This window comes from Lysinibacillus sp. FSL M8-0216, assembly GCF_038595555.1.
Taxonomy (GTDB): Bacteria; Bacillota; Bacilli; order Bacillales_A; family Planococcaceae; genus Lysinibacillus; species Lysinibacillus fusiformis.
Map to the genome: position 1 here is coordinate 2,730,589 of NZ_CP152007.1, position 21,475 is coordinate 2,752,063.

Here is a 21,475-nt window from a genome sequence, read left to right on the forward strand (position 1 = left end):
TCAATTTTCCAAAGTAAGTTTATTATACTAATAATTTCTAATAAATTTAAACAAATTCATTCATTCCCTCGAAAGAAATGACTTACATATGGACAAATAGAGAAAAGCTTTTGACAAAGTAAAAAAAGATTAGGACTCAAATTCATTGAGTTCCTAATCTTTTTTATAGTTTTTCCTCATTGGGCTCCACATGAACATGAACTTCATATACGCCCTGCTCATGAATCATTTTATCTTCAACATGACAAGCTACATCATGAGCCTCTGTAATATCTAAATTTGCATTGACTAGAATGACAACATCGATCACTTCGTTATTGCCATAATTTCTGCCTCTAATTTCTTTAATCCCAATAACACCGTCTAACTTTAAAATAATATTTTTATAGTTTTGAAGGATTTCTTCATCAAATCCGTCAGATAGTTCATGAGAAGCTTCTTTGAAAATATCCCAAGCGGTTTTACAAATTAAAAAACCTACAATAATAGCTGTTACTGTGTCTAACCATGGCATATGTAATTGTGATCCAAATATCCCTACTGCTGTTCCAATACTTACCCAGGCATCTGATAAGTTGTCTTTGGCAGCGGCCATAACGGCTTTACTATTTATCTTTTCAGCCAATTTTTTATTATAACGATATACAAAATACATGACCAATGCTGATCCAAGGCCTACATACGCTGCGAAAATGTCAGGTGATTCTTTTCCACCTTGAAAAATGGAAGTACATGCACCAAATAATACTTGAATACCTACTGCCATCATAATAAACGAAGCTACCATAGAGGCAATGGTTTCACTTTTCCAATGACCATATCGATGATCATGATCGGCAGGTTTTTGTGAAAGCTTAAGGCCTATAAGTACAGCAATCGAGGCAATAATATCAGTCGTATTATTTAGCCCATCCGCCTTTAAAGCTTCTGAGTTACTCATGTAGCCAATTCCAACTTTTATTACGGACAAAATTATATAAGCAATAATACTTATAATGGCACCACGTTCACCTAATTTAAGATTATTGTATTTTTCTTCTTCCAATTCATTACCTCCCACTTACGTACTTTTTTATAATAACAGCCCTACCCCGAGTAGGTCTACAGCAACCTTTTTGCCTAAGCCTACATAAGTGGAAGGGATATAAAAGAGTTGTTTGCAGGAAAAAATCATTTCCTAAAGAAGCAGTCTTCGGTCACTCCAACATTTATTTCAATATATTATTTTTACCCTTAACTTTCTTCGTATGGATCTCCTCTTATAACTAAAGGTTGTTGTAGTTTTTTATGCTACAATTTACATATACTGCATCGAGAGGTGATTAGATGGATAACAGAAAATTAGTCTGCAAGGCTTGCGGGAAAGATTCTTTTGCAACCGGTCAACTTGGTCATGGGAAATTATCCACTGATAGTAATGTCAGACCTATAGGCTCTTTTATGGCTTCGGGCTCCCCACTTATTTTGTCATTTTGTAAAAATTGTGGTGAAGTGGCATCATTCAAGGTAGCCAAGCCTGAAAAGTTTTGATTTGAGGAGCTTGTGTTGTGTGATAAATGAATGGATTTGGGGGTATCACTCAATTCTTTGACCATACACTACTAAAATGTTAACGATTTTGTTTATCAATCCAATTTAGGCGTTCACAAAGTAAAGAGGGAGCAAAACTGATAAAAGCCATCGAGAATTGCTTCTTCTCGATAGCTTTTGTTTCAGGAGACAGAGTTGTCTGTCCTTCTTTATGTCGTATTCTTCTATTAAAGGCAAGACGGGGCATTTTACATAAACTTTCAAGTAGCCACTAAGATGAATTTCTTTTTGGTTACTTTTTTCATTAAAAGGCTAAATCAATCCTTTTCTATTGATTTTTTTCTTTCAACTATCGCTTACCCCATCTAGCAAATGATTCAACTGCTCAAGCTCTTTCCCTATGCTCCGCTACTCCAGATGTAATCAATATCTTTCAATCAATTTTCCATACCCAATCAATTTGTCTCAGTTTGTCACAATAAAATTTCTTTTTTATAGCTCTATAGGTCTGGATAAATACCTTTAAACTTCCTATAACGATACATACTATACATATAGAGAGAAAGGAGGGATACTTTATGAGTTATTACGGAGGCAATAACGGCGGCGGTTACGGTTCAACATTCGTTCTAGTTGTTGTTCTATTTATTCTATTAATTATTGTCGGCGCTTCAGTTTTATACTAATCTCCCATTACTCATTTGTCCTATATAGGAACAAATCATAATGATAGATAGCCCTATTAGAGCCATTTATCCATCCCAAATCATCTGACTAAACATCTATTCCCCCTTCCCCCAACCATAACAATATTTTCACATTTTCATATGACCCTCTATTCATGAACAATTAGAGATTGGGCGAAGGGGATTAGGGTAATGGTTATGGTTATGGCTCTAAATCAGCATTCAGTTTAATTATTATCGATGCAAGCTTATGTTCAAATAGTAAAACCATCCAACACTTCTCTGATGATATTGTTCGCCTCTAATGTTCATAACTACTAATACCATTCATTGTGTAAAGGGTCACATTCCTCTTTGTGGCCCTTTTTAATTCAAACCTTAACAGTTCATTAGCTCTAGGAATATCAAGCATTTACATCCGTTATGGCAGGGACATTAATTTCCTTGACACATGAAGCGGGTGATAAATTAACCACACATTGCACAATAGCTACAATATCTTGGACAGGGATACGTGTACCTTCATATAATTGGATGGCCTTTTCGGCTCCTTCCTCATAAGGGACTTCTGCTGCTAGCTCCCCAGGATTAATGCAAGTGACAGAAATTCTGTCTTCTCTTAAATGTTCACGTAAAGCATTTGTAATGCCTCGTAAACCGAATTTAGATGTGACAAATGAAACCTGTGCATTGTTTGTATGGTCTAACCCTGCCGTTGAACCAATTAAAATAACCTTTCCATTTTTCGCTTGTCTTAAATTCGGTAAAAGTGCCTGAATATATGTAATAGTGGACGTTAGATTGATATTGATTAAATTTGAAATATCCTCGACTTCATCTCTATCAAATGAATAATCATCCTCGAAGCCACGCTTTTCCCAAACCCCAACATTATAAATTAATACATCTATAGCGATATCTTTTAATTGTTCTTTTAATGACGGTATTTGTTGTTGGCTAGACAAATCAATAGAAAGCCATTGACGATTTACGCCATCATTGATTTCTAAGCTTTTAGGTTGTGTACGTGAAACTACCCATACAGTATCCCCCTTGGCAGGTAAGCCTTTTACAAAAGCGTCGCCTAACCCCTGACTTGCTCCAAATACAATAATATTTTTACTCATTTTTACCATCCTTTCCATATCAGCATTAATTAGTAGATTATAGTAACTTTTACATTAAGTCCATTATGAGCTAGACCTAGGTCATCATCATTAAAAACAATATGTATGAAATATGAACAAGCACATAGTCTAGGAGCCGCTATTTATAATGGCTTGGCAAATAAAGCTTAAAAATGTAAAAAACCAGGTACTCCGCAGAGCGCCTGGCTTCCTTGTATTAGATTGAGATTTAAACATAGTTATTGGGGTAATTCAGAGGATTTTTCAAACTCAAGTATATACCCATCTATTTTTGCTTTTTCTAATACTTCTATATATTCTTCTTTTCTTTCATCTAGTCTAGAATCTTGTGTGTTTTGATAACCCGGATATAGATTGTAATCTACTGGTTTACCCATAAGTCCACCTCTTATTCTCTATTTTTTTACTCATTATAGAATATATTGATATTTTCTGACAATTACTTTTGCTATTTTTGATTACAAAGACTGACATGACATCCCAACTGTCGCCTTATAGAAAACTCATATCTATACTTTATTACCTATACAAATTATATTTCAAAAGACTTACAACGCATAGGTTATGCCATGCTTGCTTGTCTTAAGGAAATGGGGTAATAGTCCAACCAACAAAAAATAGAACCGTCATAAACAAAATAAGATAGCCACCAATAAAGATTCCCCACTTGCCTAGAGAACGACTGGGTCTCGAAAGGATCGCAATGAATCCAAAAATGATTGTCAAGGTAATGAAATTCTTACTAGTAAATGGAGCACCATAGCCAATGATAATCCAACTATTAACCATGATAAGTGTCCAGAGGCCAATGCTAACACTAGCCCAGCCAAAAACATTGAAAATGGTTTGCTTTAACGTACCCAATTCCATAATTTAACCTCCCCTAGTTTCATATGCTTCATCATTGTTAAACTTTGTAGCTGTTCAACCTCAGCTTTAGGTCCTGTAACGACAACCCCATATGTTTTCATATCATGCTGTTTTAAATAATGGATTCTCTCTTTTAGGTCCAGATTTTTATGAGCGGAAACAGCAGTAGCCGTTTCCTCATAATCAACTAGAAAATTTAAGATGGATAAAAACGTTTGTTCATGAGAAGTAGCACCTTTAAATGGGGACCAATTTGTTTGATCTGGTTGTACAGGATAGCCAATAGGCGATACAACATTCCCATTTGCACTTAGCATGGTGTCTTCTACTCCTGTATAAATGGCTGCCCATGTGACATCTACATTTGGCATTTGCTGAATAACTTGATCTACTGTATATAAATCATTGAAAGAAAGATATGCTTCTACAACGGTTTCATTGGGTAATCCTTTTAATTTCCTTTGCTCCTCAATTGTATTAAATTCTCCTCGATTATTAGGATGTACTAGCCATTGATTCGTTTCTGTTGGATATTTTGGATACGATTTTTCCAGTTTTGAAGTAATCTTCTTTCCCACTAAATTATTTAACATAAAGCGTGTATCATAATGCTTCACTGGATAGACCTCGTCACCGATCTGCTTGTATTGCTCAAATGATAATCCCATTGAAAAGAGCGAGAATTCCATATCAAATTCAAGTTCCTCCAATGTCGTATTCGGTTCCGTTACATAAAGAGTCTGACTTGTCACATCCATTAAGGTTGTAGACTTTGTGCCAAAGGCATAGTACAAAAAAGTTAGCATATAACAAGTGGGGACAATTAAAAGGGCAATCGTCAGCGTTGTTACAATCAGCTTCCACTTGGATGATGCAATGGCTTTTTTTATAACATTTGTTGAAGGTGCATCCCCTTTTTCACTTTTCTTTGCTTGCTGTAATAATTGTTGATAAGAATCCACCTTTATTCCTCCCTTGTTATTAGTGTGCGCATTTTTTTGCGACCTCGCGCTAAATGACTTTTCACCGTATTCACGTTTAATTGCAAGATGTTTGCAGCTTGCTCATTTGTACAATCATGTACATCACATAACAAAATAATTTGCTTTTCGATTGGTTTAATTTGTTCAAGTAGGTTGATTAATTTCAAAAAAGCATCTTGTTCAACGATGATTTGCTCTGGTGTATTGGAATGCATTTGATCAATATTGTCGGAAGTTACATACCGCTTCTCTTTTCGTGTACTGTCGATATATGTATAGTAAGCTACTTTAAAAAGCCAAGGTTTGATGTCTTGAATTTCTTGACCAAGAAGGGTAATATGCGCTTTTGTAAATGTGTCCTGAAGCAAATCCTCCGCTGCACTATGATTTTTCGTAAGTGAATATAAATAGCGATATATATCATTCATATAGGTGATATATATTGTTTCAAGTTCCATCTCTTCCCACCTTTCAACCTACCCTCGTATATAGGTCACAAAAGGTTGCAAATAATTTAAATTTATTTTAAATGGTTACTTCAAAAAAGTGGTAACACATTAAAAAACGGCAAAAATCCATACATAATAAATGGATTTTGCCGTTTTATCTAACAAATGGTCTTTTATATAAATTTTACGTATAATTTGACAATAAACAGCCAATATAAAATGGCGTAGTGTCTCACTACTTAAAGAGCTACAGTGATTTCGATCGCTGTGGCTTCTTTTCTTTAAATGCTGGATCACTATTTAATTGAATGGTTACAAATATAAAGAGCTCCTAGTACTAGGCTTGTTCGATGAACGCCTATCTCAATAACTTCATGTATAAGTATTTATAAATGACACACACTATGTTGGAGTGTATCGCACGCACTATTTAAGGCTGTGGCGCTAGTTGACCGTCGCAGCCTCCTTAGAGTGATGAGTAGTACACCATTATAACTTACATAAGAGGTGTTTCGGTTGACCACATTAGCAAAATTATTGTATTTCGCTTTCCTTGTAACATTATTTTTAATCACTATGATTTGGGACTATTTCATAAATGATAATTGGGCTTTGCTCGAAAATTTATTCTTTTCCTTTTGGGTAGCGAGTTTTATATTTATAGCATTGCTACTTAGAAGTAAAAAAGTTGACACGGAAAAAAGCTAAAAATAGAAGCTGATTAGAGTAATTGAACTGCCCCGTGAAGGTTAGACATCTATCTAACCTTTACAGGGCAGTTTATAATATCTGATCAGCTTTTTTCTATCTCTATTCCCTCTTCATTAGTCGATAAATCTTCTACTAATCTACCCATCTATTTTTTAATCAAAGGTAGATGATGAATACAACTAGAGAGTGTAACAAGGAGCTACATATTATATCAAGGTAATCTGCAGATTATATATTTTTTAGTTGCAAGGAGGTGAATACATGCCTTTAACTACTGGTCCTATTGAAAACACAGGAAATCAACCAGCTAATGCAAGTAGTGTTCGTGTCAAAGTTCTTAATCTCACTGGAGGTTTACTAACTGGGGTAGTAAGAGTTTTTAGACTAAACGGTTCAAGACAATTATTGTCCACTACTCCTTTTGCGGCAGTTGCCAATGGTTCTACTTTTGTAACGCCAGGTGTTGGAAGCTCGCCTCAGTATGAAGTTGAAATCGTTCCCAATCAAAATGGTGGAATATATAGCGTTTATGGACGCACAGCTTCTGGTACTATCATTGCTGCCCAACGGTTTGTAAATTCGGAATTAACACAGACTTTCTAGATTTTAGTTCATGCCGAAAAGCCTTATACATTCGTATAGTATAGGGCTTTTCATTTTTCCTTTGTACCAAAGAATCGTCTTATTTTAAACATTTATTAAAAAGAATAAGTGGATGGCTGCAAGAATTCCCATCGGATAAATGATAGCTCTTGAAAACGAGTTTTTAAATCCATTTCGAGGATGTCTTTCAAATAATAAGTGTAGGATTGTATGTGTGATAAAGAATATATCGAGAACCCAAAACGTTATGGTTTGATAGGTGCTGAATAGTAAGGAAAGTATAATGACATAAAGAAAAAGATGAATCCCTGTGAATACTTGATAAGCCTTTGAATCTTCCATATCCTTTAATACGATAAATAATCGCCACTCCGAGCGCCTTATTGCATCCATTTCATGTAAAAGAAATATAGATAGGTTTAATAAAAAAAGGATTAGCAATAAATTAGGCATATAAAACCTCCTCCACCTTTATACACCCTATGTTACTATAAAACCATTTTTCAAATTTCAAGTAAATCCTCTAAAATATGTCGATATAAAGTCGACGAATCATGTTGAAATAGGAGTTTGAATGTCACATTCTCCTTTTTATGATACAATTTACATATATTACATAACGAGGTGATGGCGTGGAAGATAAAAAGTTAGTTTGCAAGTCCTGTGGTAGTGATTCTTTTACGATTGGACAAGTTGGTGGCGATTTTAATCAAGGTAATGTTAGGCCTATTGATTCTGTCTTTTCAGTTGGCTCCCCGTTTATTTTTAACTTTTGTAAAGACTGCGGAGAAGTAGCCTCCATTAAGGTGGAAAAACCGCAATATTTTAAATAATCCCTAGTGAAATGGGGTCACTCCCATCTCAGTGACCCTTTAGTGGTTTATTAGCCCCTATATTTCTCTCCAGTACTTTCATTAAAATCGCTCATCCAATCTGTATGCTTACTTTAGCGTTCAACGCAAAACTCTGTTGTAGCTAGCTCTTTTCCATTTATTATTACCGCTAGCTTATGTTGACCTGGATAATGCTTTCGGGTTGTTAAATCTTTAAAATGGTGATTTCGTGTGTATCGGTGACTCTCTTTTTCGAAGGTGCGTTCCGTAATTTTGAATAGCTTTCTTGAAGTTGCTCCATTTGCTTTAACAAAATCTATCGCATATTCGATTCGAAGCTTCTGTGGTGCTGTAGAATTAGTTTGAACCGTAAATGCAAAATCAAGGGTTTGTCCAATCGCCAACCTAACTTTTCCTAGCGCTAACTCATGGATTGTTACATCTGGAGAGATGTCAAAGCCGAACAAGAAAAGCACCTCAGCATCTCCTTTTCGCAATAAACCTCGACATCCATGCTTAATAATCCAATCTGTGATTGAGCTCTCTCCGTGCCATTCATGAGCAAGTCGTTTCACTAGTTCGGGATGATCCTTGGCAATATCATTTAAATTATTGGCGACACTTTTCTGTACATAGACAGATGGATCCTGTTTGAGCAGGTTCAATATCGGTAAGATTGGTGACGGGTCCAATTTGTATATTTCCAATGCCGATGCCCAAGGTAACCTAGGGCGACACCCCTCACTAGCTAATCGTCTAATATGAGGATTAGCATGGCTCGCCCACTCTAACATTTGAGCCATCATCTTCTGAGGATCTTTTAAAATAAAAGGCCGAACAGCGAACTCTGCGCTGGAGAATTCCGTAAACACCTCTAATCCATGAATGGAAGCCTGCCAATCATCTAGTCCATATACTTCTACAAAATCAGGCAAAAATAAATACTCCACTCCCTTACATGTAGGTGCAATTTTTATCAATATTGATAATGCCTCACAGTAGGATGTCGGCAAGGTTGCCCGTAATGAAGTACTGATATGCCTAATACGCTGTTTGAATTTTTTCATTTCCCAATCGTCATCATGGATTAAATTCATGAACTTATGTGAATCAAAGGCAGAGTATTCAGCCTGTACGATATTGATAAATTGATGGAAGAAATCTGTTGTATATTTACCCTCAAATGTGTCAGCCATGACCCATCCCCCTTTTCGCTAACATAACTTCCACTTCAAAGTTGTGTTTGTCTTGTGCCATTTTTTTCTCCTTTTATGCTCTTTATGACGTGGTCAATGTACTTTTTATTAAAAATTCATAAACATTGACTTCAAGTTTTACTATACGGGATAATGGTGACAACTACTGTCACTATTAATTTTGTTTTTAAGGAGGAGCTTTGATGCACAAGGCGCAAAGACTTATTCAGCTCATGATGAAGGTCAACGAACGTAAAAAGTTTACCATTCAGGAGATGGCTGATGAATGTGGTGTTTCACGCCGAACAATGATTCGTGATTTAATGGAACTGAGCGAACTAGGTGTACCGCTTTATTCCGAAGTTGGGCCTAATGGTGGTTATCGTGTTTTGCGTGAAAAAGTGCTACCACCTATTAGCTTTACCGAGCATGAGGCAATTGCATTGTTCTTTGCTTGCCAATCATTACATAATTACAAAGCTCTCCCCTTCAAAAATGAAGTAAATACTGCATTGGATAAATTTTTCTACTATTTATCAGGTGAGCTCAAGCAAAAGATTGAAAGTATGCAGCAACGTCTTTTATTTTGGGTGCCTCCTCATGAATTAGAAGTGCCCTTTTTAAAGGGATTACTGGAGGCTGCACTTGAACAGCAGGTTGTCACCATCTTGTATGAAGCGGCCACTACTAAAAATAGAACGATTCAGCCTCTTGGAATCTATACGATGAACGGGCTATGGTACTGCCAGGCTTATTGCTTCCTAGCTGAGGATTATCGAGTTTTTCGCATAGATCGAGTGAAAGATTTTTCTTTAGCTGAAGATCAAAGCCTGAAATTGGACATGACAAATGAGCACATTAAGTCATGGATCGTGCCAGCGGATGAAGTACATATGTTAGATCTTGAGGTAGAGTTAACACCAGAAGGAGTAAGACGTTGTCAATCAGAACTATGGTTATCTCAGTGGATGGAGCTTCGTGAAAATGGATACGGGTCGATACTCGCAAAAGTGAACTCTTCCTTTACACCATGGTTAGTCCATTTTTTTCTAGGCTTAGGTATGGAGGCCAATGTCAAACATCCCCCAATAGTACGGGAACAAATTAAAAGTAAGCTACAGGAACTGATGAAGCAATACAATGAAGAATAAAAACCAGGTTCTCAGTTGAGCACCTGGTTTTATCTTTTTTTGCCGTAGCTTCAAATATTCATGCTCATTTTTCTACTTATCCCCTTCATTCCTAGATGCTCATAAAATGCAATGGCATTGGCATTAAACTCCCAAACATTTAATTCTATAGATGTAGCTCCCCCTGCTTTTGCCCATTCCTTACAACCTGTAAATAATAATCCTCCAACACCTTGCTTTTGTAGAGCCTTTCTCACACCAAAATCATGAATATAGCCATATTTACGTCGTACTAAAGATTGAAATGAAGGCGAATGTTCAATGCTAATTATTGCAAATTCTACGACTAATTCATCGTTCTTGGCGATAAAAATAGGACTGTTTGATCTTCAAGCAAGTCTTTAAAATAAGATTCAGGCATAACCGATTCAACGCTTTTAAAAATGGCTGGTTCTTCCCTAACATGCTCTTCATGCCCTTCTCTCACAAGGCTATTCACGGCATAATAATCATTGCTAGTAGCTGTACAAATAGAAATGCTCACAGTTATCCTCCTCCAAAATATCCCTTTTAGTATATTGTAACTTATGACTCATTTTGAACCAATCATTTATCGAGATAACGGATGACGAGCTTTTCCACCTGTGTTTTCAATGCCTGGTTAGCATAGCGGAGGACTACATCATTACCTGCCGTTGCAATTTGGACATCGCTAAAATATTCGTCCACACGATGCCAACCTACCACTCGTATATGTTGCTGGTTAAGCTGCCTTTTGAGATCAAAATATTCTTGGCGTAAATCTTTTAATAATGCATCCATTAAAGGTACAAACGCGATTTTCATTTTAAATTGTTCAGCAAATCGGTAATCATGCTGTACTGATTTTACAGCTAATTCCAACAATAAATACTTGTGTAATAGCTGGCGTTGTTCAGCTTTAATCATAATAATCAGCTTCTAGTTGAGCTGATTGAATATGATGGATTGGAACACGTCTCGTTGTCAGTAGTGTTTCAAGTAACAGTTCGTTTGTAGATAGGTTAATGGCATGGATGATTCCCGTCCAATGCATGATTTTTCCATCGTTCCAAACATTTAATTGAAGATCTTGCTGCTGATGATAGGCTATATCGATTGTTTGCTGTAACTCTTCCAGTTCCCATTCTGTCAGCTCTCTTGGTTGCGTTGTATAGACTTCTTTGCATTCCCTTAGCAGGTCCAAATGCTCCGGCATCATCATAGATGCCCATTTTATATTACCTCTGTCTTTTATCATCCAATCACTCCTATGCCAAATGACCACCAACTAAGCGATCACGCTTGATGGCTGTCCCTGCCCCAGTAAACGAAACCGCTCGTAACAAGGCTGTTGCTCCAAACCTGTTGCGTATGGCATCCATCGTAGGTCCGATGAGCTGCCGTTGTGGTTTTCTTTCATCAAATAAATCCAATTGGATACTATGCTCTCTCTCAAGATTAGATATCCTTACCGATAACTGCCTTGCCGGCTCTCCCGCAAAGTGTTCATCCAGCAATTCTATGCACGTTTTATACATGACAAGTGTTTCATTTGTTGGTGTATCAATCGTTCTAGATCGATGAAACCCTTTGGTCATCGCATTCCGACTATATGAAAGACCCAAGCTAATTGTACGACCAACAAAACCAGCATCTCTCGCTCGCTTCATGACATCCTCACACATTTCTAAAAGCACTACCGATAAATCTTTTCGTGTATGATAATCTCTCATTAACATTTGACCCTTTCCAAAACTTAATGCTCCATTAGTAATTAACGGTTCCCCTAGCTTTGATAGATCGATTCCCCATGCATGATGATATAGCTGATTGCCCATAACACCAAATTGCTCTTCTAAATCATTCAAATCTGCATTGGCTAACCCACCAACTGTTTGAATCCCCATCTTATTTAGGTTGGCTTCCATCTGTTTGCCGATTCCCCACATTTCGGACAAGGGTCTGACTGGCCAAAGCTTTTTCGGTATATCACCGTACGTCCATTGAGCAAAACCCGTTTTCTTTGCTTCAAGGTCCAATGCCAATTTAGCCATTAGCATATTGGGACCTAAGCCAACAGCACTTGGTACATTATATTGATCCAAAATAGCGGCCTGTATTTCTCGAGCCGCTTGTTCAGGCGATCCCCAAAGCTTTTCAGTACCTGTTAAATCGACAAAGCTTTCATCTACACTGTAAACATGTATGGCGTCTACAGGAACATAATTAGCGATGAGCTTAGTAATCGTCATGGACATCTGTATAAAAAAGGACATTTTAGGTTCAAATAATTGGATATCGGGATGTTTAGGAATTTCGAAACGACGACTACCGGTCTTGATTTTATATTTTTCCTTCATCAATGGTGAGGCAGCAAGGACTACACTGCCTGGTTGATCGAAATTGGCTACTACAGCGACAGGTGTTTCTAAAATATCGATTCCATGTAGCATGGCGATACAGCTGGCATAAAAGCACTTCATATCTATACACATAATAGGTCTATTCGGCATTTCCTCATAGTTCATACAACCTCACGCTCTTTTCGGAAAACAGGAGTAACCGCGAGAACATTTCTGATGATAAAGGAACGCTTTGCTTGCCTCGTAAAACAAAATGCTTGAAATGAATCGCCAACAATTTTAATGACTCTTACACGTCTTTTTGTTACGGAACCATTTTTGGCTATATACATAATGTCCACTAATTGATTGCGTTGCATAGCTTTAATCAGTTGCTCTCTCATCGTAGTTTCCTCCACTATCTCTCAAAATTTGATTTGATGTACCTTTCATTTCCATTCCTACAACTGTGCCTTTTAGTAACAGCTTCAGGCAACCTGAATTTATCCAAATTTACGAATAGATTTCCCTTCACTTATCATATGTAAGAACACTTGTTTGTATACATATTAGAACAAACGTTTGCTTTTTAGCAAGATTAAATTTTTGGAAACAAAAAAATGGAAAAATAAAATTTTAACATTCATTTTAATTTGTAAGATGATACAGGGATTAAAGGTGAAATTACAGAAAAATATGGAATAAAAGAAGCGAAAGTAACGTTGGAGATGAAACGGCTTTGGAGTTCACCATTTGCTCAACGCAAACATGTGACGTGGAAAAAGAATGGATCATCCATTCATTAGATCATATCGTGAAGGCTGATTTTCAATTAAATAAAAAAGTAGAAATGCTGGTTTATCAACATTTCTACCTACTATTGATTCATTTTGAGCAAATCCTTTATATTATTCTGCGAAGTTGCCCATAGCAATCGAGATTCTATTCCAGCTGTTGATTTGGTTAATTAGAATTACTAAATCTACATATTCTTTCTCTGTATAATAATTACGAACTCGTTTATATAAATCATCAGGTACACGCATTTCAGACACTAAAGTAATGTGTTCGGTTAACTCTAAAGCGACCTTTTCTTCTTCTGAATAGAATGTACATTCTCTCCAAGCACATAGACAAAATAGACGCTGTTCAGTCTCCCCCATTTTTTTGGCATCAGCGGTATGCATGTTCAGACAGAAGGCACATCCATTTATTTGTGAAGCACGGATTTTAATGAGCTCACGAAGCTTTCTATCGATACCATTCTTTTTCGTGTATTTCTCCATTTCCATCATTATCTGCATAGCATCAGGTGCAATATTATAATAATCTATACGTTGTTCCACGTTACATTCCTCCGATTCAATTAAATTCCTTGATGATAGTTTAGTAAAATTCATTCTTATTCCATCATGCTATTCCTTGGGCATGAAGAAATGGAAAACCATTTGTTCCGATTAAATTTACTGATTATACTGACTCCCCCATACAAAATTAAAGACAAATATAATCGTCGATTAATTTAATCGTTGATTATATTTGTCTTTAATATATGCCTGTTTTTAATTTTTGTCAAATTGATTTAATTTAGATGAAGTATTTTTGAGGTATGATAATATACAAGATACATGTAAGTTTTCTAAAGGGATTAGAAGTAGGTGAATAAATGAAATATAGTGTCATGGTAGAGTACGCATTACACAGCCTTGTCTATTTAATAGATGTACCACCAGAGGAAAGTATTGGAATAAAGGATTTATCAGAATTTCAAGGGCTATCAGAAACCTATTTATCAAAAGTATTAGGTAAGCTATCTAAAGCCGGGATTGTCAGTTCAGTATCTGGTGTTAAAGGAGGATATAAGCTTAGTAAAAAGCCTGAAGATATTTCTTTTTGGGACGTTGTAAAAGCTGTAGAGGGTGAAAGTCCCATATTTCACTGTAAGAACATCAAAGCAAATTTTGCCAACCAAACTGAAAATTGTGATTCCTGTGCATCAGGTACATCCAATTGCACCATTAATATAGTGATGTTAGAAGCTGAAGAGCAAATGCGGAACTATTTACGAGGTAAAACAATTGCATGGTTAGAGGAAGAGCTTAATCGTACCTTGCCAAGTGAACGTATAGCAATGGCAAAGGAATTCTTCCACAAGAAAAATAATTAAATCAAAAAAGCACCAATACCAAAACAAAGCACAGCCTCCTAGCGACTGTGCTTTGTTTTTGCTTAATTATTTATCCCGCAATGAGCGAACTGCCTAAAAATTATTGATTAAACCTTACAAGGCGATCAATTGGAAGACGTGAAGAACCGTAAGCAGGTGCCGCCGCTTCACCAATTGCTAATAATAAAATAGGTATTTCATTTGCAGGTAATTCCATGTACTCCGCAAACTTAGCTTTATCAAACCCACCCATCGGAACTGTATCATAACCCATTTCTTTCGCTAATAACATAATTTGCATCGTTACTAGGCCAGCATCAAAGTGGACGATGTTCTCTAATGTTTTTGTCGAAGCTGACCCATACATTGTTAATGCGTCCTGTGCCAGTTTTTTCGCAATTTCTTCTGGCATATAGCCTAACTCCACATTTTTTGCATAGATTTCCTCAGCGTTTACATACATCTCCATATCTCCAATGACAGCAATAATAGCAGAGGCTGTTTCGATCTGCTCTTGATTAAATGAAAAGAAATTAATATTCTTTTGGATTTCCTTATCATCAATGACGATAAATCGCCATGGCTGCATATTGCTCGAAGAAGGCGCTGAAATAGCGTCTTGTAGTAGCTGCATAATGGTTTCACGAGATATTTTAGTATTCGCATTATATTTACGAACAGATTTACGCTCCTGCATAATTTGTTTTAATGTTGAAGTTGATAACATATGATTTCCCTCTTTTTCAAAAAATTTAAACTGCTTTAATTGTTACATCAATATTTCCCATTGTCGCTTTTGAATAAGGACATACCGTATGTGTTAGCTCTAATAATTGCTGTGCCTCTTCCAGCGTTACTCCTTCAATATGTCCTTCGATATTTACAGCAAGTACATAGTCAAAAGTAGCTTGCTCCATTAACTTAACGGTAACTTGAATAGTTGATGCATGTTTAAGCTTTTTTTGGCGTTTAATCAAATCTAATGCACTATTAAAGCAGGCACTATACCCCGCAGCAAATAATTGCTCTGGATTTGTCACATGGTCTAATTTTGAGCCTGGTGGTGCAATTTTTAAAGATAGGGATTGATCCTCTGCATAGGATGTGCCACTACGGCCACCCTCATTAATCATAGTCGTTGAGTATAATTCTTTCAAATCGAAAACTCCTTTTCTATATCCTTTATTTTAAATTGTGCACAATTTAATTTTTACAAATTGAATTGTACACAATTTAATTGCGTTTGACAAGTAGGAACTTTATTTTTAATATAAATGTTAATAGAAGAACATAAAGAGGGGATTTTTATGCCTAATCATTTAGATAATCAACTATGCTTTCTTTTGTATGCCACATCCAAGGAAATCATTAAACACTATACATCATTATTGAAGCCATATGATTTAACTTATACAGGCTATATCACCATTTTAGCGTTGGAGGAAAACGAACAAATAACGGTGAAAGAATTAGGACAACGTTTATTTTTGGATTCAGGTACCTTAACACCATTGCTGAAAAAATTAGAGGCAAAGGGTTATATTTGTCGTGAGCGTTCCAAAGATGATGAACGACAAATGCAAATCTATTTAACAGAGGTAGGCAATGATGTTCGTCGCAAGCTACCTGAGGTATCGCGTCAAGTCATGCAACAATCGAATATTTCAGAGCAGCAATTTATACAACTAAAAAATGTTCTTCAAGACATCATACACAATGATTGGACCATGAAAGATAAAAATTAAGCAATGAATAGTATCACCTAAAACTTTTGATTCATGCTAGTGACAATCATTTTATACCATTAACAGATAGAACCGTAATTGGACACTGCATCTCATCCAACTACGGTTCTTTTAAACATCTGGGCAATTTGTAAAATACATTCACGTATGTCCCCTCTCTTAATTCGGCGATTCATACCCTAGCCGAAATAATGGCTTCTTTTTTGTCAGCATATCGATGCTCTCGTAAAATATCTAATTATTATTGGGCTCATGGACAAAATCAAGTACTATAATGATAATAGGACGTTTTTTAAAGGAAGATATACATGAAGAATAGATTTTCAATTGGAGAAATGGCTAAGCTCCATAAAACAACTATAAAAACCCTTCGATATTATGATGAAATTGATTTATTAAAGCCTATGCACACAGATAAAAACAACGGCTATAGATACTATTCAACAGAACAATTTGAGCAATTAAATACTATAAATTATTTGAAGGAATTAGGTTTTTCATTAAAGGAAATTAAAGGACACTTAGATCACAGGGATATCGACGACTTTTTGCATCTCTTAGAGGAACAGAAACGATTAACCGAAGAAAAGATTCAAGAACTGGAACGAATTAATCGCAGGTTCCAAGATCGAATTAAGGATATTAAAGTGGCACGAGAGATAAAGGCATTGGGAGTCCCATTCATAATGGAAAAACAAGAGCGAAGAATCGTGCGATTAATGGAAAAAATCAGTTCCGAGCCTCAACTGGAAGTTTCTCTGCGACAATTAGAAAATTTGTCGAATATGAATTCTTCTATATTTATTGGAGGCGTTGGCCTAACCGTAAGTATTCACCATCTATTAAATAACCAGTTTCATGAATACAATTCGATATTTATTTTAGTCGAGGAAGAGGATAGGCAAAGTCCTTTATTGGCCACGCTTCCTGAAGGAAAATATGCCTGTATTTATTTTAACGGCAATCATAATCATTCTCCCGCACATTATAAATCCTTACTGAATTTTATTAAAGATCAAGGTTTCCAAGTGATTGGAGATTCCATTGAAAGAACCATAATTGACCATTACATTTCAGGAAGTAAAGAAGATTATTTGACAGAAATACAAATACCAATAGAGTATTGACCCTCCCCTTACCGGAGGGTTTATTTTTTTACGTAAGGACAATTTTTTAAGGAGAATGAATTATGCTAGGAACGATATTTAATACAATGATGATTATAGTCGGAAGCATCATTGGAAGTATTTTTAAAAATGGGATAAAAGATGAATACCATCAAATCCTCATGCAGGCCATGGGATTAGCAGCGATGGGATTAGGAATAAATGCTCTAGTTCAACATTTACCCTCCAGTAAATATCCGGTACTTTTTATTGTCAGTCTAGCTATAGGCGGATTATTAGGTCAAAAACTTAATTTAGAATCAAAATTTAATGCTTTAGTGAATAAATACTCTAAGGGGAATTTAGCTGAAGGATTATCGACTGCAATTTTATTATTTTGTATTGGGTCATTATCTATACTAGGTCCTATAGAGGCTGCATTAAAGCAAGATTATACATATCTGCTCACGAACGGCATATTGGATGGAATTACTTCGATTGTTTTAGCCACTACATTTGGTATTGGGATAGCTGTTGCAGGTATTGTATTATTTCTATGGCAAGGTTCCATTTATTTAATAGCTAGTTTAATGGAGAATTCCATCAATAATGATCTTCTAAATGAATTGACGATTATAGGAGGTATATTGATATTAGCATCCGGTTTAAGTATTTTAGGCATAAAAAAATGCAATACCTTAAATCTTCTGCCCTCATTAATAATCCCTATTATTGTATTTTTATTTATACATTAAAAAGTGATCTAAATGTTGCTTTGAAATAAAGTTTGAGCAAAAATGCCTCGCGAATCCCTTATTTTACGTTAAATAAGAAGAATCCCTTTTGAAAAAAGATTGATCAAAAGGGATTCTTTTTTAGCAGTTTTAAGTTAGGTTTTATAAAAAAGTTTGATTATTTTCTACCTGTGTTGCTCCACAATCGCGCCCGATTGGTGAGTAACAATGAATCATTAATTAAACAATGACTTTTTCTTATATTTCGAGGCAAAAGGTAATCCAGTGTCTTTTTTGACTGGTAGTGCATCAATGTCCGTTCTTGACCCAATTATTGGATGGTCTTTATTGTCTTATAACATTGCGATTAATCCAGTTCCAAGGTACTGGTGAAAATGATGTCTTAATCCGATCGTATAATCTTTGTTTTCATTAGTTAGGTTCTTTACATTCATCTGTTATTCTTCTTTGTTTGTTTTATTCAATTGAATTGTCAAATTAAGTACAATACAGATATGCCTCAAAGGAAACTAAAAGACATGTTTTCTGTTAGACTTTAGGGTTCATGCCTTTTAAGGATTTTATTCAGTGTCTATTCTAACGGGCTTGACATTTAACGGCGTTTCTTTTTTTGATTGATTAGCGAAATGCATAACCCCTTACATACTCTCTTTGCGACAATGAAGCAAAATGAAAATCTAGGGTCTTAATATTTCTCCCTTGTCCCATGAAACAATTAATCGATTCAATCTTCTTAGCCGAGTTTCTTCTTTTTTAGCACTCATTACCCACCAAATAGAATCTCTTCTGTACGAAGGTGGAAGCTGATTAAAAAATTTCCAAGAACTTGGATGTTTTCTAATTTCATCCTCATATTCTTTCGTTAAAGTAACGTTCCTATGAACGGAAGAATAACCTGTTTGATCATTTCTTTGATTGAAAACAGTCAATCCCTCAGGCCTCATTTGATTGTGTTCTATCAGTTTATGCACCTTTTGCACATTAACTTTACTCCAGAGGCTATTAGGCTTACGTGGAGTAAAGCGAATTTTATAGCAATCTTCATCAACTGTTTTTCGTATCCCATCAATCCAACCAAATGACAGTGCACAATCTACTGATTCGGACCAAGTGAGACTTGCTTTATTGGTCTTTTTCTTAACAAAAACTACCCAAATTTCACTAGCTGTTTGGTGATGAATATCCAACCAATCAATAAATTCTGTTTGATTACTAAAAAATAGCACTTCACTCATTTTTCCAGCCATTCTAAAATCATTTGATTAAGCTCTTCAGGTCTTTCTTCTTGAATCCAATGACCAGTGTTTAAACTCTTAATGTCTATATTAGGTACAAAATCTTTTATATTTGGAAGCGGCGGAATAATATCTTTCTCACCATAAATCATCAATGTTGGCTGATGAAGAATAGGAGATACGTCACCCAATAAATCCCAATTACGATTTAAATTTCTGTACCAATTGATGCTTGGAGTGAAACCTGTCTTATTGAAGGCTGTGATATAAACAGAAAGATCATCATCGCTCATAACAGGTTCACCTAACGGCTGGGTTGCTTTAGCTAGATTAATCATTTCCATTCCTTCAACAGAGCCTTGTGATGGAACATTCTTTCGATATAAGTTACGAAGAAATTGGGCTGCATTTTCGTCTAATACAGCATCTGCAACACCTGGTTGTTTGTTAAAGTGAACAAAATAGTAATCATCGCCAAAAGCTTCTTCCATAAAATCAATCCAAGGTCTCTCTCCTCGAACTTGGTAGGGCAAGCATAAGTTAATCATTTTATTAACACGTTCTGGATGCAGCAAAGCCATACTCCAAACAACACTTGCGCCCCAATCATGGCCCATAAAAATGGCATCTTTGTATTGGTAGTGATCCAAAAGAGCAACAAGATCACCCGTTAAATGTTCAATATCATATTTTGTGACTTCTTTTGGACAAGAAGACTTTCCATACCCTCGTTGATTAGGAATAATAACGTGATAACCTGCTTCTACAAGAGGAGTCACTTGATGTCTCCAAGAAAAGGCATGCTCTGGCCATCCGTGGCAGAGAACGATAGGTTGCCCCCCATTTTTTTGTCCAGCTTCAAAAACCTCTAGCTCCACACCGTTACCCGAGATAAGTGTTGGTGTTGGAAATTCATAATTGTTTGTCATTTAACATCCTCCTAATTAAAATAAAAGTATCTTACAATGAAAATATTATCATGGACGTTTGACAACGGTCTGTCAGCTTTGAGAAACTCACTTAATGATATTTGTCAGCCATCAATCTGAGTTTGGAAGCAATTTTTTTGCGCATTTCTTTTGGAGCTAAGACCTCTATATGCTCTCCAAAACTAAATATGAGAGAGAACAACCATTCTTTTTCGGGGAATGTAGCTGTAACAAGAAGTTCACCTGTTTCTAACACCGCAATATCTTCTTTATTAAAAACATCCTTCACACGAGACTTCATTTGAGGGGAAACTTTTAAGACAATTGTTGTCATTGTTGTTTGTTCATTTAATAATGCCATAATCTCGTGATAGGATTTTTCTCGACGTTCAAATGAGTGATTTTCAATGTGAAAATCACTTATACGGGAAACTCTAAATATTCTGAAGTCTTCTTTTAAAAGACAATAAGCAAATAAATACCAAGTATAATTTTTAAATATGAGCGACATAGGCTCAACTTGTCTTTTGCTGACGATATTATCATAATTTCTGTAGTCAATAGTCAGTAAATTAGTCTGTGTGATAGCTTTCCTTAGCGTCTTAACTAATGCTTTTTGATTTGGAGAGTCTCCATAAGGATGTAAATCAATGATGATTTGTTCCATATGCAGCTTTAGATAATCTACCTTGTTTTCAGGAATGATATTTTGTAGTTTTTCTATGGATGATTCTAACTCAATGTCGTCAACTGTGAAATTAATATCCTTGAGAACAGAAAGAAGGGAGGACAGGTTATTAAGAGTTAGTACTTGATGATTTAATTTATAACTCTCATAAATGCTGAATCCACCATTGTTTCCGGAATGGGAAATGATGGGAATACCAGCTAGATTGATTGTTTCAATATCTCGGTAAATAGTCCGGACCGACACTTCAAATTTCTCAGCCAATTCATTTGCTGTTACACGATTTCTATTAAGTAACATCACAATAATGGTTAACATACGTTCTATTTTCATCTTGTTCTCCTTAAA

29 protein-coding genes are annotated in these 21,475 nt (G+C 35.8%); 9 read left to right on the forward strand and 20 right to left on the reverse strand.

Translation table 11 applies throughout. The features are described from left to right. Window positions 1-163 precede the first annotated feature (163 nt). Window positions 164-1,045, reverse strand: coding sequence for a cation diffusion facilitator family transporter (locus MKX57_RS13400; protein ID WP_043990286.1), 882 nt, complete (start codon window positions 1,043-1,045; stop codon window positions 164-166). 281 nt (window positions 1,046-1,326) lie between these two features. On the opposite strand from MKX57_RS13400, the gene MKX57_RS13405 reads away from it, so the two are divergent. Next, window positions 1,327-1,530: a hypothetical protein gene (locus tag MKX57_RS13405; RefSeq protein ID WP_008177326.1), complete on the forward strand. Its 204-nt coding sequence runs from the start codon at window positions 1,327-1,329 to the stop codon at window positions 1,528-1,530. Between the two features lie 578 nt (window positions 1,531-2,108). Then, complete coding sequence (locus tag MKX57_RS13410) at window positions 2,109-2,216, forward strand: YjcZ family sporulation protein (RefSeq protein WP_080695207.1); 108 nt, start codon at window positions 2,109-2,111, stop codon at window positions 2,214-2,216. A 404-nt stretch (window positions 2,217-2,620) separates the two neighbouring features. On the opposite strand, the gene MKX57_RS13415 is transcribed toward MKX57_RS13410, so the two are convergent. The 5 genes from MKX57_RS13415 to MKX57_RS13435 form a co-directional block, all read right to left on the reverse strand. Then, a complete protein-coding gene (locus tag MKX57_RS13415) occupies window positions 2,621-3,343 on the reverse strand; it encodes an SDR family oxidoreductase (protein WP_043990285.1) in 723 nt (240 codons plus the stop codon). Between the two features lie 239 nt (window positions 3,344-3,582). After that, window positions 3,583-3,741: a hypothetical protein gene (locus MKX57_RS13420; protein WP_008177317.1), complete on the reverse strand. Its 159-nt coding sequence runs from the start codon at window positions 3,739-3,741 to the stop codon at window positions 3,583-3,585. A gap of 205 nt (window positions 3,742-3,946) precedes the next feature. After that, window positions 3,947-4,234: a hypothetical protein gene (locus MKX57_RS13425; protein WP_089987242.1), complete on the reverse strand. Its 288-nt coding sequence runs from the start codon at window positions 4,232-4,234 to the stop codon at window positions 3,947-3,949. Continuing rightward, window positions 4,216-5,196 (reverse strand): anti-sigma factor, encoded by a 981-nt coding sequence (locus MKX57_RS13430; protein ID WP_089987241.1) that lies wholly within the window; start codon window positions 5,194-5,196, stop codon window positions 4,216-4,218. Before MKX57_RS13430 ends, MKX57_RS13425 begins: the two co-directional genes overlap by 19 nt. Window positions 5,197-5,198: 2 nt before the next feature. Continuing rightward, window positions 5,199-5,675: a sigma-70 family RNA polymerase sigma factor gene (locus tag MKX57_RS13435; RefSeq protein ID WP_008177314.1), complete on the reverse strand. Its 477-nt coding sequence runs from the start codon at window positions 5,673-5,675 to the stop codon at window positions 5,199-5,201. Window positions 5,676-6,638: 963 nt separating this feature from the next. On the opposite strand from MKX57_RS13435, the gene MKX57_RS13440 reads away from it, so the two are divergent. Continuing rightward, the gene (locus tag MKX57_RS13440; RefSeq protein ID WP_036148714.1) at window positions 6,639-6,980 is read left to right on the forward strand and encodes a hypothetical protein; all 342 of its coding nucleotides are present in this window, start codon (window positions 6,639-6,641) and stop codon (window positions 6,978-6,980) included. 84 nt (window positions 6,981-7,064) lie between these two features. Here the strand turns inward: MKX57_RS13440 and MKX57_RS13445 are convergent, their stop codons facing one another. Then, window positions 7,065-7,433, reverse strand: a complete 369-nt coding sequence (locus MKX57_RS13445; RefSeq protein ID WP_089987239.1) for a DUF6713 family protein — start codon at window positions 7,431-7,433, stop codon at window positions 7,065-7,067. Between the two features lie 179 nt (window positions 7,434-7,612). Between MKX57_RS13445 and MKX57_RS13450 the strand changes: the two genes are divergently transcribed. Then, entirely contained in the window at window positions 7,613-7,813 is a 201-nt protein-coding gene (locus MKX57_RS13450) for a hypothetical protein (RefSeq protein ID WP_008177300.1), read from the forward strand. A 113-nt stretch (window positions 7,814-7,926) separates the two neighbouring features. Here MKX57_RS13450 and MKX57_RS13455 read toward each other — a convergent pair whose 3' ends face one another. Then, window positions 7,927-9,009: a DNA alkylation repair protein gene (locus tag MKX57_RS13455; RefSeq protein WP_090002746.1), complete on the reverse strand. Its 1,083-nt coding sequence runs from the start codon at window positions 9,007-9,009 to the stop codon at window positions 7,927-7,929. A 203-nt stretch (window positions 9,010-9,212) separates the two neighbouring features. Between MKX57_RS13455 and MKX57_RS13460 the strand changes: the two genes are divergently transcribed. Then, window positions 9,213-10,160: a YafY family protein gene (locus MKX57_RS13460; protein ID WP_342529592.1), complete on the forward strand. Its 948-nt coding sequence runs from the start codon at window positions 9,213-9,215 to the stop codon at window positions 10,158-10,160. A 50-nt stretch (window positions 10,161-10,210) separates the two neighbouring features. Here MKX57_RS13460 and MKX57_RS13465 read toward each other — a convergent pair whose 3' ends face one another. From MKX57_RS13465 to MKX57_RS13495, 7 genes are all read right to left on the reverse strand, one after another. Beyond that, a complete protein-coding gene (locus MKX57_RS13465) occupies window positions 10,211-10,513 on the reverse strand; it encodes a GNAT family N-acetyltransferase (protein ID WP_338138371.1) in 303 nt (100 codons plus the stop codon). Then, entirely contained in the window at window positions 10,486-10,683 is a 198-nt protein-coding gene (locus tag MKX57_RS13470; protein ID WP_239354757.1) for a hypothetical protein, read from the reverse strand. The genes MKX57_RS13465 and MKX57_RS13470 overlap by 28 nt, the downstream gene beginning before the upstream one ends. 62 nt (window positions 10,684-10,745) lie before the next feature. Beyond that, the gene (locus tag MKX57_RS13475) at window positions 10,746-11,087 is read right to left on the reverse strand and encodes a hypothetical protein (protein WP_008177296.1); all 342 of its coding nucleotides are present in this window, start codon (window positions 11,085-11,087) and stop codon (window positions 10,746-10,748) included. Then, a complete protein-coding gene (locus MKX57_RS13480) occupies window positions 11,080-11,418 on the reverse strand; it encodes a YolD-like family protein (protein WP_171365026.1) in 339 nt (112 codons plus the stop codon). Before MKX57_RS13480 ends, MKX57_RS13475 begins: the two co-directional genes overlap by 8 nt. 10 nt (window positions 11,419-11,428) lie before the next feature. Next, complete coding sequence (locus MKX57_RS13485) at window positions 11,429-12,688, reverse strand: UV-damage repair protein uvrX (RefSeq protein ID WP_008177293.1); 1,260 nt, start codon at window positions 12,686-12,688, stop codon at window positions 11,429-11,431. Next, a complete protein-coding gene (locus MKX57_RS13490; RefSeq protein ID WP_025117591.1) occupies window positions 12,685-12,906 on the reverse strand; it encodes a transcriptional regulator in 222 nt (73 codons plus the stop codon). The genes MKX57_RS13485 and MKX57_RS13490 overlap by 4 nt, the downstream gene beginning before the upstream one ends. Window positions 12,907-13,410: 504 nt before the next feature. Further along, window positions 13,411-13,848 (reverse strand): carboxymuconolactone decarboxylase family protein, encoded by a 438-nt coding sequence (locus tag MKX57_RS13495; RefSeq protein ID WP_342550356.1) that lies wholly within the window; start codon window positions 13,846-13,848, stop codon window positions 13,411-13,413. A 320-nt stretch (window positions 13,849-14,168) separates the two neighbouring features. Here MKX57_RS13495 and MKX57_RS13500 point away from each other — a divergent pair, with 320 nt between their 5' ends. Beyond that, window positions 14,169-14,669: an Rrf2 family transcriptional regulator gene (locus MKX57_RS13500; RefSeq protein WP_008177282.1), complete on the forward strand. Its 501-nt coding sequence runs from the start codon at window positions 14,169-14,171 to the stop codon at window positions 14,667-14,669. Window positions 14,670-14,769: 100 nt separating this feature from the next. Here the strand turns inward: MKX57_RS13500 and MKX57_RS13505 are convergent, their stop codons facing one another. Further along, entirely contained in the window at window positions 14,770-15,396 is a 627-nt protein-coding gene (locus MKX57_RS13505) for a nitroreductase family protein (RefSeq protein ID WP_008177281.1), read from the reverse strand. 25 nt (window positions 15,397-15,421) lie between these two features. Next, window positions 15,422-15,826 (reverse strand): Ohr family peroxiredoxin, encoded by a 405-nt coding sequence (locus MKX57_RS13510; protein WP_043990281.1) that lies wholly within the window; start codon window positions 15,824-15,826, stop codon window positions 15,422-15,424. A 117-nt stretch (window positions 15,827-15,943) separates the two neighbouring features. Between MKX57_RS13510 and MKX57_RS13515 the strand changes: the two genes are divergently transcribed. The 3 genes from MKX57_RS13515 to MKX57_RS13525 all read left to right on the forward strand — a co-directional run bounded on the left by MKX57_RS13515 (window position 15,944) and on the right by MKX57_RS13525 (window position 18,275). Then, on the forward strand, window positions 15,944-16,414 hold the full coding sequence (locus MKX57_RS13515; RefSeq protein WP_008177278.1) for a MarR family transcriptional regulator: 471 nt from the start codon (window positions 15,944-15,946) through the stop codon (window positions 16,412-16,414). Between the two features lie 308 nt (window positions 16,415-16,722). Further along, the gene (locus MKX57_RS13520; RefSeq protein ID WP_089987236.1) at window positions 16,723-17,541 is read left to right on the forward strand and encodes a MerR family transcriptional regulator; all 819 of its coding nucleotides are present in this window, start codon (window positions 16,723-16,725) and stop codon (window positions 17,539-17,541) included. A 62-nt stretch (window positions 17,542-17,603) separates the two neighbouring features. Next, window positions 17,604-18,275: a DUF554 domain-containing protein gene (locus MKX57_RS13525; protein WP_008177274.1), complete on the forward strand. Its 672-nt coding sequence runs from the start codon at window positions 17,604-17,606 to the stop codon at window positions 18,273-18,275. A gap of 677 nt (window positions 18,276-18,952) precedes the next feature. Here the strand turns inward: MKX57_RS13525 and MKX57_RS13530 are convergent. From MKX57_RS13530 to MKX57_RS13540, 3 genes are all read right to left on the reverse strand, one after another. After that, window positions 18,953-19,510 (reverse strand): YdeI/OmpD-associated family protein, encoded by a 558-nt coding sequence (locus tag MKX57_RS13530; protein ID WP_090002755.1) that lies wholly within the window; start codon window positions 19,508-19,510, stop codon window positions 18,953-18,955. Continuing rightward, on the reverse strand, window positions 19,507-20,439 hold the full coding sequence (locus MKX57_RS13535) for an alpha/beta hydrolase (protein WP_089987235.1): 933 nt from the start codon (window positions 20,437-20,439) through the stop codon (window positions 19,507-19,509). Before MKX57_RS13535 ends, MKX57_RS13530 begins: the two co-directional genes overlap by 4 nt. A 91-nt stretch (window positions 20,440-20,530) precedes the next feature. Beyond that, window positions 20,531-21,460, reverse strand: coding sequence for a YafY family protein (locus MKX57_RS13540; protein ID WP_010861406.1), 930 nt, complete (start codon window positions 21,458-21,460; stop codon window positions 20,531-20,533). Between the last annotated feature and the right edge of the window lie 15 nt (window positions 21,461-21,475).

Bases quoted from the DNA above. Each gene is read 5' to 3' on its own strand.
- MKX57_RS13490 (WP_025117591.1), bottom strand. From the start codon at position 12,906: ATGAGAGAGCAACTGATTAAAGCTATGCAACGCAATCAATTAGTGGAC.
- MKX57_RS13530 (WP_090002755.1), bottom strand. From the start codon at position 19,510: ATGAGTGAAGTGCTATTTTTTAGTAATCAAACAGAATTTATTGATTGG.
- MKX57_RS13535 (WP_089987235.1), bottom strand. From the start codon at position 20,439: ATGACAAACAATTATGAATTTCCAACACCAACACTTATCTCGGGTAAC.
- MKX57_RS13415 (WP_043990285.1), bottom strand. From the start codon at position 3,343: ATGAGTAAAAATATTATTGTATTTGGAGCAAGTCAGGGGTTAGGCGAC.
- MKX57_RS13485 (WP_008177293.1), bottom strand. From the start codon at position 12,688: ATGAACTATGAGGAAATGCCGAATAGACCTATTATGTGTATAGATATG.
- MKX57_RS13500 (WP_008177282.1), top strand. From the start codon at position 14,169: ATGAAATATAGTGTCATGGTAGAGTACGCATTACACAGCCTTGTCTAT.
- MKX57_RS13445 (WP_089987239.1), bottom strand. From the start codon at position 7,433: ATGCCTAATTTATTGCTAATCCTTTTTTTATTAAACCTATCTATATTT.
- MKX57_RS13540 (WP_010861406.1), bottom strand. From the start codon at position 21,460: ATGAAAATAGAACGTATGTTAACCATTATTGTGATGTTACTTAATAGA.
- MKX57_RS13525 (WP_008177274.1), top strand. From the start codon at position 17,604: ATGCTAGGAACGATATTTAATACAATGATGATTATAGTCGGAAGCATC.
- MKX57_RS13520 (WP_089987236.1), top strand. From the start codon at position 16,723: ATGAAGAATAGATTTTCAATTGGAGAAATGGCTAAGCTCCATAAAACA.
- MKX57_RS13505 (WP_008177281.1), bottom strand. From the start codon at position 15,396: ATGTTATCAACTTCAACATTAAAACAAATTATGCAGGAGCGTAAATCT.
- MKX57_RS13440 (WP_036148714.1), top strand. From the start codon at position 6,639: ATGCCTTTAACTACTGGTCCTATTGAAAACACAGGAAATCAACCAGCT.
- MKX57_RS13420 (WP_008177317.1), bottom strand. From the start codon at position 3,741: ATGGGTAAACCAGTAGATTACAATCTATATCCGGGTTATCAAAACACA.
- MKX57_RS13475 (WP_008177296.1), bottom strand. From the start codon at position 11,087: ATGATTAAAGCTGAACAACGCCAGCTATTACACAAGTATTTATTGTTG.
- MKX57_RS13405 (WP_008177326.1), top strand. From the start codon at position 1,327: ATGGATAACAGAAAATTAGTCTGCAAGGCTTGCGGGAAAGATTCTTTT.
- MKX57_RS13515 (WP_008177278.1), top strand. From the start codon at position 15,944: ATGTTAATAGAAGAACATAAAGAGGGGATTTTTATGCCTAATCATTTA.
- MKX57_RS13480 (WP_171365026.1), bottom strand. From the start codon at position 11,418: ATGATAAAAGACAGAGGTAATATAAAATGGGCATCTATGATGATGCCG.
- MKX57_RS13455 (WP_090002746.1), bottom strand. From the start codon at position 9,009: ATGGCTGACACATTTGAGGGTAAATATACAACAGATTTCTTCCATCAA.
- MKX57_RS13460 (WP_342529592.1), top strand. From the start codon at position 9,213: ATGCACAAGGCGCAAAGACTTATTCAGCTCATGATGAAGGTCAACGAA.
- MKX57_RS13435 (WP_008177314.1), bottom strand. From the start codon at position 5,675: ATGGAACTTGAAACAATATATATCACCTATATGAATGATATATATCGC.
- MKX57_RS13425 (WP_089987242.1), bottom strand. From the start codon at position 4,234: ATGGAATTGGGTACGTTAAAGCAAACCATTTTCAATGTTTTTGGCTGG.
- MKX57_RS13410 (WP_080695207.1), top strand. From the start codon at position 2,109: ATGAGTTATTACGGAGGCAATAACGGCGGCGGTTACGGTTCAACATTC.